Source organism: Vibrio sp. GJ43-1 (genome assembly GCF_055808835.1).
This window is the reverse complement of sequence record NZ_CM147884.1, coordinates 551,626-567,640: the sequence shown is the minus strand read 5'-3', so window position 1 is coordinate 567,640 and position 16,015 is coordinate 551,626. Positions and strand designations below refer to the sequence as shown.

10 protein-coding genes, 3 pseudogenes and 1 riboswitch are annotated in these 16,015 nt (G+C 45.5%); of the genes and pseudogenes, 10 read left to right on the top strand and 3 right to left on the bottom strand.

Annotated features, from left to right (window positions below):
* Window positions 1–3: 3 nt before the first annotated feature.
* The 6 genes and pseudogenes from pilB (at window position 4) to yacG (ending at window position 5,520) form a co-directional block, all read left to right on the top strand.
* Window positions 4–1,695, top strand: a pseudogene (gene pilB, locus AC0L66_RS02770) (type IV-A pilus assembly ATPase PilB).
* Window positions 1,696–1,773: 78 nt separating this feature from the next.
* Window positions 1,774–3,002: pseudogene (locus AC0L66_RS02765) on the top strand (type II secretion system F family protein).
* A 42-nt stretch (window positions 3,003–3,044) separates the two neighbouring features.
* Entirely contained in the window at window positions 3,045–3,920 is an 876-nt protein-coding gene (locus AC0L66_RS02760) for a prepilin peptidase (RefSeq protein ID WP_265677568.1), read from the top strand.
* Entirely contained in the window at window positions 3,917–4,525 is a 609-nt protein-coding gene (coaE, locus tag AC0L66_RS02755) for a dephospho-CoA kinase (RefSeq protein WP_265677573.1), read from the top strand. Before AC0L66_RS02760 ends, coaE begins: the two co-directional genes overlap by 4 nt.
* Before the next feature lie 32 nt (window positions 4,526–4,557).
* The gene (gene zapD / locus AC0L66_RS02750; RefSeq protein WP_428753412.1) at window positions 4,558–5,298 is read left to right on the top strand and encodes a cell division protein ZapD; all 741 of its coding nucleotides are present in this window, start codon (window positions 4,558–4,560) and stop codon (window positions 5,296–5,298) included.
* Between the two features lie 24 nt (window positions 5,299–5,322).
* A complete protein-coding gene (gene yacG, locus AC0L66_RS02745; protein WP_250617368.1) occupies window positions 5,323–5,520 on the top strand; it encodes a DNA gyrase inhibitor YacG in 198 nt (65 codons plus the stop codon).
* Window positions 5,521–5,612: 92 nt separating this feature from the next.
* Here the strand turns inward: yacG and lptG are convergent, their stop codons facing one another.
* Window positions 5,613–6,683 carry an LPS export ABC transporter permease LptG gene (gene lptG, locus AC0L66_RS02740; RefSeq protein ID WP_265677577.1) on the bottom strand — a complete coding sequence of 357 codons (1,071 nt, stop codon included), beginning with the start codon at window positions 6,681–6,683 and terminating at the stop codon, window positions 5,613–5,615.
* Between the two features lie 3 nt (window positions 6,684–6,686).
* Window positions 6,687–7,802, bottom strand: coding sequence for an LPS export ABC transporter permease LptF (gene lptF, locus AC0L66_RS02735; RefSeq protein ID WP_265677579.1), 1,116 nt, complete (start codon window positions 7,800–7,802; stop codon window positions 6,687–6,689).
* Between the two features lie 191 nt (window positions 7,803–7,993).
* Between lptF and pepA the strand changes: the two genes are divergently transcribed.
* The 3 genes from pepA (at window position 7,994) to AC0L66_RS02720 (ending at window position 12,967) form a co-directional block, all read left to right on the top strand.
* Complete coding sequence (pepA, locus tag AC0L66_RS02730) at window positions 7,994–9,502, top strand: leucyl aminopeptidase (RefSeq protein WP_265677580.1); 1,509 nt, start codon at window positions 7,994–7,996, stop codon at window positions 9,500–9,502.
* 38 nt (window positions 9,503–9,540) lie between these two features.
* A complete protein-coding gene (locus AC0L66_RS02725; protein WP_428795248.1) occupies window positions 9,541–9,996 on the top strand; it encodes a DNA polymerase III subunit chi in 456 nt (151 codons plus the stop codon).
* Between the two features lie 97 nt (window positions 9,997–10,093).
* Window positions 10,094–12,967, top strand: a complete 2,874-nt coding sequence (locus tag AC0L66_RS02720; RefSeq protein ID WP_473568327.1) for a valine--tRNA ligase — start codon at window positions 10,094–10,096, stop codon at window positions 12,965–12,967.
* A 93-nt stretch (window positions 12,968–13,060) separates the two neighbouring features.
* Here the strand turns inward: AC0L66_RS02720 and AC0L66_RS02715 are convergent, their stop codons facing one another.
* Window positions 13,061–14,179 (bottom strand): pyridoxal-phosphate-dependent aminotransferase family protein, encoded by a 1,119-nt coding sequence (locus AC0L66_RS02715; protein WP_473568326.1) that lies wholly within the window; start codon window positions 14,177–14,179, stop codon window positions 13,061–13,063.
* Between the two features lie 187 nt (window positions 14,180–14,366).
* A riboswitch (Lysine riboswitch) is annotated at window positions 14,367–14,544 on the top strand.
* 158 nt (window positions 14,545–14,702) lie between these two features.
* On the opposite strand from AC0L66_RS02715, the pseudogene lysC reads away from it, so the two are divergent.
* Window positions 14,703–15,997: pseudogene (lysC, locus tag AC0L66_RS02710) on the top strand (lysine-sensitive aspartokinase 3).
* Window positions 15,998–16,015: the final 18 nt, after the last annotated feature.

Here is a 16,015-nt window from a genome sequence, read left to right as displayed (position 1 = left end):
ACAATGCAATCTAACCTCCCCTCTATCTTGCAGCACGCTAGCCTGATTAGTGCGTCGCAAGCGGAGTCGGTGTTAGACCTCATCGCCACATCGGGCTGTTCCGCGCCCGATGCGGTGCTTGAGCTGAATCTATTCACGCCACAGGAATTCACCCACCAGCTGAGTTTGTTATTCGGGCTGGCGGTGACGCCTATTCATAGCTTTGATTTTACCGAGCTTTGCCAACGCTTAGGGCTACGCGACGCCATCACGACCCACAATGCCTTACCCTTATCTCAATTTAATGGTGTACTTACCATCGCTATTGGCGATCCTACTTTACAGCATGTTGAAAATGACTTTCGTTTTGCCACTGGCATGCAGATTGAGCTGGTTTTAGCGTGTCATCAAGACATTCGCGCCGCAATTCGGCGTATGTACGGAGAAACTGGTGACAGTTGGCAAAATAGCAGTAAGGATCTCACTTCCGATGACTTAGCCAACTTAGTGCAAGTCACCGATGCTGAACTGGATAACATCGAAGATTTAAGTCTCGATGAATCCCCAGTTAGCCGCTTTATTCAACAAGTCCTCATTGATGCGGTTCGTAAAAAAGCGTCTGATATTCACTTTGAGCCTTATGAGCACGTCTACCGTATTCGCTTGCGCTGTGACGGAATATTAATTGAAACCCACCAGCCCGCCAGTCACCTTAGCAGGCGCCTCTCTGCCCGCATTAAGATTTTGGCCAAACTCGATATTGCCGAACGTCGCTTGCCTCAAGATGGGCGAATTAAACTCAAGCTCTCCGACAGCGCCGCCGTAGACATGCGAGTCTCCACCCTACCGACAATGTGGGGCGAAAAAATAGTCTTGCGGATCCTGGATGGCGGCTCGGCCAACTTGAACATTGATCAACTTGGCTATACGTCACAACAACGCACGCTTTACCTAAATGCACTTAAAAAGCCGCAAGGCATGATCCTTATCACCTAGGTCCGACTGGCAGTGGCAAAACCGTCTCGCTGTATACCGGATTGAGTATTCTCAACACTGCGGATCGCAATATTTCAACAGCAGAAGATCCGGTCGAGATCCATCTTGATGGCATCAACCAAGTGCAAGTTAACCCCAAAATCGGCTTTGGTTTCCCAGAAGCGCTGCGATCGTTCTTAAGACAGGATCCTGATATTGTCATGGTAGGGGAAGTTCGAGATTTCGACACCGCAGAAATTGCGGTGAAAGCGGCGCAAACTGGTCACTTAGTCCTATCCACCCTGCACACCAACTCTGCGATTGAAACCGTCGTTCGGCTGCAAAATATGGGCATCGACGCTTTCAACCTTGCATCGTCGCTGTCCCTAATTATCGCACAACGACTGGCTCGTAAACTCTGCAATCACTGTAAAACGCCTGAAGTGCTACCCATTGGATTGCAGCACAACCTCGCTTTATCACCAAGCGAACACCATTTATCAAGCCAATGAAAAAGGCTGCAACGCCTGCAATCATGGCTACTCAGGACGGACAGGCATTTATGAAGTGATGCCCTTTACGGCTGAGCTCGCGGAGGCGGTCATGCAAAATGCCAGTATCCAAGAGCTAGAGTCTATCGCCAAGTCGCAAGGTATGCTCACCTTAAAACAATCAGGGATCACGAAACTTGAGCAAGGGATCACCAGCTTTAAGGAGCTGCAGCGTGTTCTCTATTTCTAGGCCAGGTACTTTAAGTACTTAGATTCAGCATTACTACCTTTGCATTGCAAGCTCTGTATCATTTTGAAGGGAACGATAATGGCTAAAATACAAGCTATTCCGCTAAAAACCTTTCGCTGGAAAGGCATCAACAGCACCGGAAAAAAGTGTCGGGTCATACGCTTGCCATGACAGAAAGTGAGGTTAGGGATAAGCTTAAAAGCCAGCATGTTCAAATTAAGAAAATCACCCGCCATAGCGTATCCCTTTGGACTAAGCTCACGCATCGCATCCAACGACAAGATATCACCACACTAACACGTCAGCTCGCCACCATGTTGAGTACCGAGCATTCCCATTATTCATGCGCTTAAGTTGGTCGCAGATAATCACACTAAAGCAGAAATGAAGTCGGTGCTCGGGCAAATCTGTAAAGCGATTGAAGCTGGGACACCTATCTCACGAGCCATGCAAATGGCCAGTGTGCATTTCGATAGCTTCTACGTCGACATGGTCGCCACTAGGTGAAACATCGGGAAACTTACCTGCTGTCTTCGAGCGTCTCGCACTGTATAGAGAAAAACAAGAAGCTCTGAAATCAAAAGTCGTTAAAGCTCTTATCTACCCCGGCATGGTACTTTTGGTCTCGTTCATCGTCACCTTTTTAATGTTGACACAAGTGATCCCAGAGTTTGAAAGCATGTTCAAAGGATTTAACGCCACCTTACCTTGGTTTACCTTGCAAGTTCTGCAAGCCTCGCATTGGTTGCAAGCTAATGGGTCCATGCTCATCATCAGTATCGGCGTCGCCCTTGTTATGTTTCGCTTATTAAGAAAACAAAATGCCGCATTTAAACTGCATACCAGCCGTTTGTCTCTTGGTATCCCCATCATAGGAGCTATCATCACTAAGGCTTCAATCGCTAAGTTTAGCCGTACCCTAGCCACCAGCTTTAGCTCAGGGATCCCTATTTTATCGAGCATTCAAGCCAGTGCAAAAACCGCTGACTGCACCTATTATCAGCAATCCATTCTTTCGATTCATGGCGATGTGGTCGCTAAGCACCCCTATTCACCTAGCCATGCGCAATGCTAATGCCTTCCCCGAGATGGTGCTACAAATGGTCATGATAGGTGAAGAGTCAGGGCAACTCGATGACATGCTGAATAAAATTGCGGCCATCTATGAATTTGAGGTGGATAACACCGTCGATAATCTCGGGAAAATACTCGAACCATTCATTATTGTGTTTCTAGGGACGATGGTGGGAGGGTTAGTGGTCGCAATGTACCTTCCTATCTTTAACTTAATGTCGGTAATAGGCTAACATAGGCAATAACCTGTTGATTCTTTAGGCTAGCACTCAAAAATGGACGTTTTTACCTATTATCCTTGGCTTTACTCGGTCTTCGCCGCCATTGTTGGCCTAATTGTTGGCAGTTTTCTTAATGTGGTGATACACCGTCTGCCCATCATGATGGAAAGAGGTTGGCGCCAAGAATGTGCTGAGGCCTTTCCCGAATATCACATTGAGCCACCTCAAGGTGACTATAACCTGAGTATTCCTCGTTCAACCTGCCCTAACTGCCAAACCGCAATACGAATAGTGGATAATATTCCCGTCTTAAGCTGGGTATTATTACAAGGTAAATGTCGCCAATGTGGTAATAAAATAAGCGCACGCTACCCTATTATTGAATTACTCAGCGCCGTACTTGCCACTGTCGTAGCATTTGAATTAGGCTACAGCCTTTACAGCGTTGCTTTGATTGCGTTTACTTTTACGCTCATCGCTGCAACGTTTATTGACCTTGATACTATGCTGCTGCCCGACCAGCTTACACTGCCGCTTATGTGGGCAGGTATCTCACTGGCATTATTTGGCATTTCTCCCATTTCTCTAATGGATTCCGTTATTGGTACCATGCTTGGCTATCTCTGTCTTTGGTCTGTCTATTGGGCATTTAAACTGCTCACAGGTAAAGAAGGCATGGGCTATGGTGACTTTAAACTGCTGGCAGCCTTAGGTGCATGGCTAGGGTGGGCGCATCTTCCCATCATTGTATTACTTTCCTCTGTAGTCGGGGTCATATTCGGCCTCATCCAGCTTCGACTACAAAAAAAAGGCATTGATATGGCGTTCCCTTTTGGCCCTTATTTAGCCATAGCGGGTTGGGTATGCGCACTATGGGGAGATGCCATCATCAACTACTATTTAACCGCTTTTGTGGGAGCCAGTTTATGAGTTATGTCATTGGACTAACCGGGGGGATAGCGAGTGGGAAAACCACCGTGGCGAACCTTTTTCGTGATGAGTTTAATATCGAGTTGGTCGATGCCGATGTGGTGGCGCGAGAAGTCGTGGCAAAAGGCTCCACTGGACTCAACGCAATAACTGCGCAATTTGGTCCATCAATACTGCTGCCTAGTGGGGAGTTGAATCGCACAGCTCTAAGAGAACGTATTTTTGCTAGCGAACAGGATAAGCAATGGATCAATCAGTTGCTCCACCCTATGATTCGCCAACGCATGCAAGTGTTACTGGATAACTCAACAAGCCCTTACACACTTTTTGTTGTTCCGCTGTTAGTTGAAAACGGCTTAAATAGCATGGCTGATCGCGTCTTGGTGGTTGATGTTGATGAAGAAACGCAAATTTACCGAACCATGACACGGGACGGTGTACCAGAATCACAAGTGCGTTCTATACTCAATTCACAAGCTGACCGAGAAACTCGACTAGCGTATGCCGATGATGTGATTGATAATAATACGAACAACGCTCAACTTTTGTCCCAAGTCACACAATTACACCAAAAGTACCTAGCATTGTGCAGTCAAAATCGGTGAAAATAATAGGGAAGCGTTTAAAGGCTAGTGAAATGACAACAAATAGATTCGAACATCCTCTTAATGAAAAAACTAGAATTTACCTAAGAGTTGAATCTCTCCTGAGACAGCTTCAGCATTCTTCGTCATTTTCGGACAGTCATCAGTACCAAATTTTCTTTAAATCACTATTTGATTTATTGGAGATATTTGAACAGATGCAACTCAAGAGTGAATTAGCAAAAGATCTTGAGAAACAAAGACAGACCTATCGTTCGTGGTTAAACATCGACGATGTCGATCAAGAAATGCTTGGTAACCTGCTCCGAGATATCGACGTTGTTCATAAAGAACTTATGATGGCTGAACGTTTTGGTCAGTCACTTCGAGAAGACCGTTTCCTCAGCGCCATACGTCAACGCTTTGGCTTGCCAGGCGGCTCATGCTGCTTCGATTTACCGTCCCTACACTATTGGCTTCACCTGCCTTTAGAAAAGCGCATGCACGACGCGGAGAAGTGGCTCGGTAATCTCAAGCCACTCATGAATGCCCTCAGCATGTGGCTAAAGCTCACCAGAGAAACTGGGCGGATGAAACCTCAGATTGCACGTTCTGGTTTTTATCAAAGCGATGCCGAAGAAGCCAATATTCTAAGACTCACTATTCCTATGGAGTGCGGTGTTTATCCTATGATTTCGGGCCACAAGAACCGTTTTGCCATTAAGTTTATTGCCTTTGAGTCGGGACAAGCCTACCCTAACGATGTTGAATTTGAACTGGCTGTTTGCAGCTAAACAATATGAAGTATGGATCCAATTATGAGTAAACCAACCATCGTTCAGTGCCCTCAATGTAAGGTCGATGTGATATGGAGCGCAGAAGAAAGCCCGTTCAGGCCCTTTTGCTCTAAACAGTGCCAAATGATTGATTTCGGCGAATGGGCTGACGAAGAAAATGCTATCGCTGGCGCGCCCGATATGTCTGACAGCGACGGTTGGTCAGAAGACCAGTACTAGTTTACATGTACCATCGCACAGATAATAAAAAGGCTGAGAATCATCTCAGCCTTTTTATTTAACTTGCCTTATTTTGCTATCTCTCTATGTCGCTACAGCTTTCTTCGCAATAACAGGGTAGCAATCAATAAGAAAATGATACTGGGTCCCAGAGCACCGAAAACGGGCGGAATGCCATACACCAAACTCAGTGGTCCAAAGAACTCACTAGAAATATAAAAGGTAAACCCAGCAACAACACCAGACAGAATTCGAGCGCCCATCGTCACACTACGTAATGGACCAAACACAAACGATAACGCCATCAACATCATGACACCGACCGAAATAGGCTGCGTGGCTTTGCGCCAAAACGCCAACTCGTAGCGAGAAGAGTCTTGTTCGGACGCTTCTAGGTACTTCATATAATCGTATAGACCACTGATCGGCAATTCATTCAAATCAACCGTCACGACTTTCAACTTATCCGGAACTAAGGACGTTTCCCATTGATATGTCGGAAACATTTCTTTAGTGAAAGCTTCCGTATTTTCCAAATTGGTTACCTGAACATCGTTCATGACCCAGCCATTTTTTCCAATGTAATCGGCGCTTTCAGCAAAAATGGTGCTGGTTAACTTTTTATTTTCATCAAACCGCCAAAGATTCAACCCTGTTAGGGTGTTATCGCTAACGCTCGATATGAAAATAAAGTCATTACCGTCGCGCGCCCACACACCGTTTCTCACTGAAACAATGCTGCCCCCCGAAGTCGCTTGTAAGCGTAGATCTCGCGCCATCTGTTGCGTCGTTGGAGCGCCCCATTCACCCAGCGCCATCACGATAATCATCAATGGTACTGCGGTTTTTAACACCGATAAACCAATCCGCACTTTCGAGATACCCGCCGCTTGCATGACGACAAGCTCGGAACTACTGGCTAACATCCCTAAGCCGATCAACGCCCCTAACAGTGATGCCATTGCGAAGAATAGCTCTATATCACGAGGCATACCTAACAGTACAAAGTACAGTGCCGACAAGAGATCGTAGCTGCCTTCGCCGACTGAGCGCAGTTGCTCCACATACTTAATGACGGCTGACAAACCAACAAATACCGCAAGCACCAACAAGATGGTGGTAATGATGGTACGACCAACATAGACATCTAAAATTTTAAACATGAATTAGGCTGCCTCTTTTCGTTTGTAACGCTTTTGCCTAAATTTCTCCCGAAACTTGCGCATACCCACCGTGTCGTAAGCGTTGACCATGATGGCCGTGAACAAAAGAGCGATATTAATTGGCCATAATCCAATGTAAGACGGAACAGAGCCATCTTCTAGCGATGACTTCATGGCACTAATCGCCAAAAAGTAGGTGAAATAAACCAAAATAGCCGGGCCCATTTTGGCAAACTTCCCTTGCCTTGGGTTCACAGCAGAGAGCGGGACCACGAGCATCGTCAGAAGCGGGATACAGATCACCAGTGAAATTCGCCAATGTAATTCAGCCTGAGCTTTCGGATCTGGATTAGAAAGCAAATCCAACGTCGGTATCGCCATCCAAGAGCGCCCTCGAGCTTGCGCTTCTCGTTGTCCGATCATGCCTTCGTAATCAGAAAACTCCGTCACCATGTACTCTAAACGTGTTGGTGCACCTTCATAACGGACACCATCATACAAAGCGATAATCTGGCGACCATCACTGAGCTCTTTCACTTCACCTGATTTAGATGAAATGACACTTGGCAAAACCGTATCACGGGGGCTAAGTTGTGCAACAAACACGTTTTCGAGCTTTTTATCTTTAATGCTGTCGATAAAAACCACCGAAGTGCCATCGGGAGTGCGTTGAAATTGTCCCGTCTGTAGCAGTTCTACTGAATTCTCTGAGGCCAATTTCTCCCGTATTTGTACTTCTTGTTCTTGTGTCCAAGGCGCTAACCAAAACGCATTAAATGCAGCAAGCGCGCAGGTGATCGCGGCGAGGTACATCGCCGCGCGAATGAGAAATTTGTTCCCTATCCCCGTCGCATTCATCACCGTTATTTCACTTTCGGCGTAAAGTCGCCCAAAAGTCACCAAAATTCCGATGTAAATACTTAATGGAAACATCAATAAGCCCATCGTAGGCATGCTAATACCAACGAGAGTCATAATAAGTCCAGCGGGAATATCTCCATCAGAAGCATCCGCAAGCACATTGATAAATTGACGGCTGAAAAACACTAAAAAGAGCACAAAAAATATGGCTAATTGGCTCTTAACTGTTTCTCTGATCAAATATCTAACAATAATCACAGTGAAAACACCTATACAAAACTTGTTTTTTTGGTTGAATCGCTATAGTTTTCGGATAAACCTTTTATTTTTTACTTTTTGGATCAATTTTTATCTTACAATTATAGGCCGAACTAACGGCTATGATTCAAACTTTGATAATTGATTATCCAACATTTAGTTCTATTTGTCTTTAGGATGTAGGAGTACGCATGGAGTTTAGTGTTAAAAGTGGCAGTCCAGAGAAGCAACGCAGTGCTTGCATTGTCGTCGGCGTATTTGAGCCACGTCGTCTCTCTCCGGTTGCAGAGCAACTCGATAAAATCAGTGATGGCTATATTAGCTCTTTGCTACGTCGTGGTGACCTAGAAGGTAAACCAGGGCAAATGCTACTGTTGCATCAAGTACCAGGCGTGCTTTCTGAGCGTGTTCTACTGGTCGGTTGTGGCAAAGAACGAGAGTTGGGGGAGCGTCAATACAAAGAGATTATCCAAAAAACCATCAGCACCTTAAATGAAACCGGTTCTATGGAAGCGGTATGCTTTCTGACAGAACTGCACGTTAAAGGTCGCGATACGTACTGGAAAGTGCGCCAAGCGGTTGAAGCGACAAAAGATGGCCTTTACACCTTTGATCAATTCAAGAGCAACAAACCAGAGACGCGTCGCCCGTTACGCAAATTGGTGTTTAATGTACCGACACGTCGTGAGCTCAACCTTGGTGAAAAAGCCATTTCTCACGGCCTTGCTATTGCGTCAGGTGTAAAAACATCGAAAGACCTAGGCAACATGCCACCGAACATTGCAAACCCAGCCTACTTAGCCTCTCAGGCTCGTCGTCTTGCTGACGATTACGAGACAGTGACCACCAAGATCATTGGTGAGCAAGAGATGGAAAAGCTCGGTATGACCTCTTATCTAGCGGTTGGACGCGGTTCTAAAAATGAATCCCTGATGTCTATCATGGAGTACAAAGGCAACCCGGATTCTAACGCAAAACCTATCGTACTTATTGGTAAAGGTTTAACATTCGATTCAGGCGGTATTTCACTCAAGCCGGGTGAAGGCATGGATGAAATGAAGTATGACATGTGTGGTGCGGCTTCTGTCATGGGTACAATGAAAGCCTTGGCAAAGTTGAACCTGCCTATCAATGTTATTGGTATTCTTGCTGGCTGTGAAAACATGCCAGGCAGCAACGCTTATCGCCCTGGTGACATTCTAACGACTATGTCTGGCCAAACTGTAGAAGTACTGAATACCGACGCAGAAGGTCGCTTAGTACTGTGTGATGCTCTCACTTACGTTGAGCGCTTTGAGCCTGAGTGTGTGGTCGATGTTGCTACGCTAACTGGTGCCTGTGTTATTGCACTAGGTCATCATATCAGTGGTGTCCTTTCTAACCATAACCCACTCTCTCATGAGTTAGTTAACGCTTCAGAGCAAGCTGGCGATCGCGCTTGGCGCCTACCAATGGCCGATGAGTACCAAGAACAACTCAGCAGCCCATTTGCCGATATGGCAAACATTGGCGGCCGTCCGGGTGGCACAATTACCGCAGGTTGTTTCTTATCCCGCTTCACTAAGAAGTATCATTGGGCGCACTTAGATATTGCAGGCACCGCTTGGAAATCGGGTAAAGCGAAAGGGTCAACGGGTCGTCCTGTCTCCCTACTTGTCCAATTCTTACTGAATCGAAGTGGCCACGAAACTGAAGAATAAAAAAAGGGCCTAACGGCCCTTTTACTTTTTAGGTAGCTATGCAAACTGCAACATTTTATATCGTTGAAGAAGAAAGCTTGGAAGATACACAGCCAGGCTTTTTTGCTTATGTTCACTATCTTTGCCGACACTTTACTGGCCAAGGTGCCAAAATTTATCTCAATGCCACCGACCGAGTCTCCGCAGAAGCCTGGGCTGAATACTTTTGGCAAGTTGATGCGAGCGCGTTTATCGCTCACAATTTAGTGGGTGAGGGTCCTAAAAATGGTACCCCTGTAGAGATTGGATTTGACGGCTTAAAACCGAGCTGGAACCGTCAGCTGGTGATAAATGTTGCCGAGACGCACGCAACCTTTGCCCAGACATTCGCTCAAGTGGTAGACTTCGTGCCTTGCGAAGAAAAAGCTAAGCAACTTGCTCGAGAAAGGTATAAAATTTACCGTCAAGCAGGCTACCAGCTACAGACCATCAAGATTCAGCACACTGAATCCTAATCACGGTCAATCCTTATAGGTAAGCGATAATCACGCTTAATTATAAGGTTTGACAGATTTCTTTCACAGTATTAATAAGTTAAGTATCCAGAACGCTATGGAAAAGACATATAACCCAACATCAATCGAACAAGCTTTATACCAAGCTTGGGAAGAGAAAGGCTACTTTAAGCCACACGGTGACACTTCAAAAGAAGCATACAGCATCATGATCCCGCCACCGAACGTCACTGGTAGCCTACACATGGGCCATGCCTTCCAAGATACAATCATGGATACCCTTATCCGTGCTCAGCGCATGAAAGGTAAAAATACGCTATGGCAGGTTGGTACTGACCACGCAGGCATCGCGACACAAATGGTTGTAGAGCGTAAAATTGCCGCTGAAGAAGGCAAAACAAAACACGACTACGGCCGTGAAGCTTTCATCGACAAAATTTGGGAATGGAAAGCTGAATCTGGCGGCACCATCACTCAACAGCTTCGTCGCCTTGGTGCATCGGTAGACTGGGATCGTGAGCGATTCACTATGGATGACGGCCTATCGGCTGCAACTCAAGAAGTGTTTGTTCGCCTGTATGAAGAAGACCTAATTTACCGTGGTAAGCGTCTAGTAAACTGGGATCCTAAACTGCACACTGCAATTTCTGATCTTGAAGTTGAAAACAAAGACAAAAAAGGTTTCATGTGGCACTTCCGCTACCCACTAGCGAACGGTGTTAAAACCGCCGATGGCAAAGACTACATTGTTGTCGCAACGACTCGTCCAGAAACCATGCTTGGTGATACTGGTGTTGCCGTAAACCCAGAAGATCCTCGCTACAAAGATCTTATCGGCAAAGAAATCCTACTTCCTGTTGTAAACCGTCTTATTCCTATCGTAGGCGATGAGCACGCAGACATGGAAAAAGGCACGGGTTGTGTGAAAGTCACACCAGCTCATGACTTTAACGATTACGAAGTGGGCAAGCGCAACAACCTACCAATGATCAACATCCTAACGTTCAACGCTGATATCCGTGATGCTGCTGAAGTATTCACAACGAACGGCGAAGAAAGCGATGTTTACTCAACAGACATTCCAGCTAAATACCAAGGCATGGAGCGTTTTGCTGCACGTAAAGCTATCGTTGCTGAATTCGATGAACTTGGCCTGCTTGAAGAGATCAAAGATCACGACCTAACCGTTCCTTACGGCGACCGTGGCGGCGTGGTTATCGAACCAATGCTGACTGACCAATGGTACGTGCGCACAGCGCCTCTTGCTGAACCGGCAGTTAAAGCCGTTGAAGATGGTCAAATCCAATTCGTCCCTAAACAGTACGAAAACATGTACTTTGCGTGGATGCGTGACGTGCAAGACTGGTGTATCTCTCGTCAACTTTGGTGGGGCCACCGTATCCCAGCATGGTACGACAACGATGGTAAAGTTTACGTTGGTCGCACAGAAGAAGAAGTGCGTGAAAAGAACAACCTAGCGCCTGTTATTGTCCTTAAGCAAGACAACGACGTTCTTGATACTTGGTTCTCTTCTGCACTTTGGACGTTCGGCACACAAGGCTGGCCTGAAGATACAGACGCACTGAAAACCTTCCACCCATCTGAAGTACTGGTATCTGGCTTTGATATTATCTTCTTCTGGGTTGCGCGTATGATCATGATGACCATGCACTTCGTGAAAGACGAAGATGGCAAAGCTCAAGTACCATTTAAAACCGTGTACATGACAGGTCTTATCCGTGATGAAAATGGCGATAAGATGTCTAAGTCGAAAGGTAACGTACTTGACCCAATCGACATGATTGATGGCATCGGCCTTGAAGAGCTAGTCGAAAAGCGTTGTGGCAACATGATGCAACCGAAGCTGGCAGCTAAGATCGAAAAAGCGACACGTAAGACGTTCGAAAATGGTATCGAACCATACGGTACTGATGCACTACGTTTCACACTTGCTGCGATGGCTTCAACGGGTCGTGACATCAACTGGGACATGAAGCGTCTTGAAGGTTACCGTAACTTCTGTAACAAACTATGGAACGCTAGCCGTTACGTACTGATGAACACAGAAGAACACGATTGTGGCATGTCACTGTCTGCTCTAGATCGTGCAAACATGGAGTTCTCTCTTGCTGATAAGTGGATTGAATCTCAGTTTGAAGTTGCAGCGAAAGAGTTTAACGCTCACCTAGACAACTACCGTCTAGACATGGCAGCAAACACGCTTTATGAATTCATCTGGAACCAATTCTGTGACTGGTACTTAGAGCTCACTAAACCTGTTCTTTGGAAAGGCTCTGAAGCGCAGCAACAAGCGACTCGTTACACGCTTATCACGGTTCTTGAAAAGACGCTACGTCTTGCTCACCCAGTGTTGCCTTACATCACAGAGTCTATCTGGCAGAGCGTTAAGCCGCTAGTAGACGGTGTAGAAGGCGAGACGATCATGACTCAAGCGCTTCCTCAGTTTAATGAAGCGAACTTCAATGCTGAGATCGTTGACGACATCGAGTGGGTGAAGACTTTCATTACCGCAATCCGTAACTTGCGTGCTGAATATGACATTGCACCAAGCAAAGGCTTAGAAGTAATGATCAAAGTCGCTGATGAGAAAGATGCGGATCGTATTGAAGCAAATAAGATCGTTCTTAATGCGCTTGCTAAGCTTGATGATATTAAAGTTCTTGCCGACAACGAAGCAACACCTGCGTGTGCGACTAAGCTCGTTGGTAAGTCTGAGCTAATGATTCCAATGGCAGGGCTTATCGATAAAGACGCCGAACTTGCTCGTCTCGATAAAGAAATGGCTAAGATTCAAGGTGAAATTAAGCGTACCGAAGGCAAGCTAAGCAATGAAGGTTTTGTTGCCAAAGCACCAGAAGCTGTTATCACTAAAGAACGTGAAAAGCTTGACGGTTACAAAGAAACCTTAGTTAAACTTGAAGAGCAAAAACAGACGATTGCATCTCTATAACGGTTAACCGTTAAACAGATATTATTCCTCTGTATTTGTAGTTTAAAGAAAAAGACCGAAAGCTAACGCTTTCGGTCTTTTTAATATCATCAACTATTTAAGCACGGTTTCCAGTGCTTTAAGGCACAAAGCAACATTCTCTTTTCTTGCCGCATAGCCCATTAAGCCAATCCGCCAAGCTTTACCTGCTAATGCACCTAAACCAGCACCGATTTCCAAATTATAACCTTCCAGCAATTGCTGCCTCACTGCCGCATCGTCAATGCCCTCTGGGAAGTACACTGCGTTAAGCTGTGGCAATCGACTCTCTTTTTCTACCACAAAAGTCAGCCCTAATTTTTCTAGCCCATCAGCGAGTAAAATATGCATCTCTTTATGACGCTGCCATGCGTTTTCGAGCCCTTCATTTTTCAGTATCACTAAGGATTCATGCAAAGCATAAAGGCTATTCACTGGCGCTGTGTGATGGTAGCTACGCTTGCCTTCACCACTCCAATAACCTAGCACTAAGCTTTGGTCTAAGAACCAACTTTGAACGGGTGTTTTACGCGCTTTAATTCGCTCAATAGCAAGAGGCGATAAAGTAACGGGGGATAACCCTGGAACACAAGACAAACATTTTTGGCTACCTGAATACACAGCATCAAGTTGCCACTCATCCACAAGTAATGGAACACCGCCAAGCGACGTCACGGCATCGACAATCGTAAGCATACCATTTTGCTTGGCAAGCTGACTTAGCTGCTTAGCATCGCTTACCGCTCCAGTAGAAGTCTCTGCATGTACGAAAGCCAACAATACCGCGTCAGGGTTATCTGAGATGACTTGCTGCACTTTTTCAACAGAAACAGGCTTTCCCCATTCATCGTCAACGAGGATAGCTTCGCCACCGCAACGAATGACGTTTTCTTTCATACGATCACCGAAGACACCATTTCGACAAACTATGACTTTATCTCCTGGCTCAATTAAATTGACAAAGCAAGCTTCCATCCCTGCGCTGCCAGGAGCAGAGACGGCAATAGTAAAGTCATTCTCTGTCTGAAAGGCATATTTAAGTAACGCCTTAAGCTCATCCATCATACCAATAAATAACGGGTCTAAATGACCAATAGTCGGGCGGCTAAGTGCTTGTAATACCTGTGGGTAAATGTCTGAAGGGCCAGGTCCCATGAGTGTCCTGTGGGGGGGTACAAAGCTAGAAATCGTCATCGAAAGTCCTTTTGTTTTCTAATAATAATGAGGTTACTTGGGTGTAAAGAATCTTAAAGGCTAAATAGTTTGTTCTACAATACGCATGAGATCAACAAATTTGCAACAAATTTGAGGGGTCATATTTTTATTAAATTGCCTCACTCCATTGACATTTGCATCACAAAAACGTTGAATAAACAGGCTATCAAGCAGAAGAGGAGCACTGCCCAGGCAAGTGATGATGTGGAGCCTCAACTCCAACACATTTCACTCATGGGGAGCAGTGCCGAGATAAACTAAATTTGATGGGTTAGTTTATCGGTTAATTGGGCTGAATCCCTTTAACTGTCACCAAACCAAATTGGTGAAGAGCTTCTGAGGTCGATTCATTATCAATATGCCTCTACTCTTTATTTCTCTTCAAACATCGGACGTTGGGTCTTAACCCTGTAATTTTACTTATTGGAATATCCTGGAGAAAACTGTGAGCGCATTCAATGTAGCTAAATTTGGTGGCACAAGTGTTGCCAACTTCGAAGCCATGAGCCGTTGTGCTGAAATCATCGAAAATAACCCTGAGACGAGACTGGTGGTAAGCAGTGCATGTTCAGGGGTAACCAATATCTTGGTCTCACTGGCTAATGGCGTAAAAAATGATAACGAACGATTAGAACTTATCGAAAAGCTCAGAGCGATTCACGTTGCTATACTGAGTCAACTCAATGATGCAACCTCCATTGAGCCCCGTATCAACGCGCTCATTGAAAAAGTAGCAACGTTATCAGAAGTCGCCTGTATTGATGTCACCGCCAAGCTGACTGACCACTTAGTGGCATGTGGTGAGAGAATGTCGACACACATTTTCGCACAGCTCATGCGAGAGCGTGGCATTGATGCCGTTCGATTTGATATTCGCCAAGTACTAAGGACCGATAGTACTTATGGAAAAGCGGAACCGAACCTAGAGCAAACCAGAACTCTTGCAGAGCAAAACCTCATCCCTTTGTGTAAAAAACATGTTGTCATCACTCAAGGCTTTATTGGCGCTGATATTGACGGTGAAACCACAACTCTGGGCCGTGGCGGCAGCGATTATAGTGCTGCCCTTATTGCAGAGGCTGTCGAAGCAAGTGGCTTAGAGATCTGGACCGACGTCCCTGGGATCTATACTACTGACCCTCGAATAGCTCCTAACGCTCGCCCAATTCCTGAGATCAGCTTTAGTGAAGCGTCTGAAATGGCTAACTTTGGTGCCAAGATCCTCCATCCATCTACATTATTGCCGAAGCGTTAAGGCATCAAATTCCAGTTTTTGTCGGATCTTCTAAAGCACCACAAGAAGGCGGAACTTGGGTACGCCAAACAGTAGAAAGTGCCCCGCTATTTCGTGCATTAGCTTTAAGAAATAACCAAACAATGGTGACACTGCGGAACCCTAAAATGTTCCAAGCATACGGTTTCTTAGCCGATGTATTCACTATACTGGCCAAGCACAAAATATCGGTAGACCTTATTACAACCTCTGAAGTCAGTGTTTCATTGACTCTTGACCAAACAGACACCAGCGGAAAAGCGCCTGAGCTGCCTTTAGATGTGAAAAAAGAACTCGAAGAACTGTGTATCGTCGAAGTGAAGCAGGATCTTAGCCTAATCGCATTGATTGGTAATAAAATGAGCGAAAAGAAAGGTTCCGCTAAAGCGGTATTTGGAACACTTGAGGAGTTTAATCTCCGTATGATCTGCTACGGTGCTAGCCCTCACAACTTATGTTTCTTACTTGACTCAGGTGTTGCAAAAGAAGCCGTTAAAAGGCTGCATATCGACTTATTTGAATAGTTATCATATAGTTAAATA

Excerpts from the sequence above, each read along its gene's own strand:
- AC0L66_RS02760 (WP_265677568.1), top strand. The coding sequence starts at position 3,045 with ATGGACGTTTTTACCTATTATCCTTGGCTTTACTCGGTCTTCGCCGCC.
- coaE (WP_265677573.1), top strand. The coding sequence starts at position 3,917 with ATGAGTTATGTCATTGGACTAACCGGGGGGATAGCGAGTGGGAAAACC.
- zapD (WP_428753412.1), top strand. The coding sequence starts at position 4,558 with ATGACAACAAATAGATTCGAACATCCTCTTAATGAAAAAACTAGAATT.
- yacG (WP_250617368.1), top strand. The coding sequence starts at position 5,323 with ATGAGTAAACCAACCATCGTTCAGTGCCCTCAATGTAAGGTCGATGTG.
- lptG (WP_265677577.1), bottom strand. The coding sequence starts at position 6,683 with ATGTTTAAAATTTTAGATGTCTATGTTGGTCGTACCATCATTACCACC.
- pepA (WP_265677580.1), top strand. The coding sequence starts at position 7,994 with ATGGAGTTTAGTGTTAAAAGTGGCAGTCCAGAGAAGCAACGCAGTGCT.
- AC0L66_RS02725 (WP_428795248.1), top strand. The coding sequence starts at position 9,541 with ATGCAAACTGCAACATTTTATATCGTTGAAGAAGAAAGCTTGGAAGAT.
- AC0L66_RS02720 (WP_473568327.1), top strand. The coding sequence starts at position 10,094 with ATGGAAAAGACATATAACCCAACATCAATCGAACAAGCTTTATACCAA.
- AC0L66_RS02715 (WP_473568326.1), bottom strand. The coding sequence starts at position 14,179 with ATGACGATTTCTAGCTTTGTACCCCCCCACAGGACACTCATGGGACCT.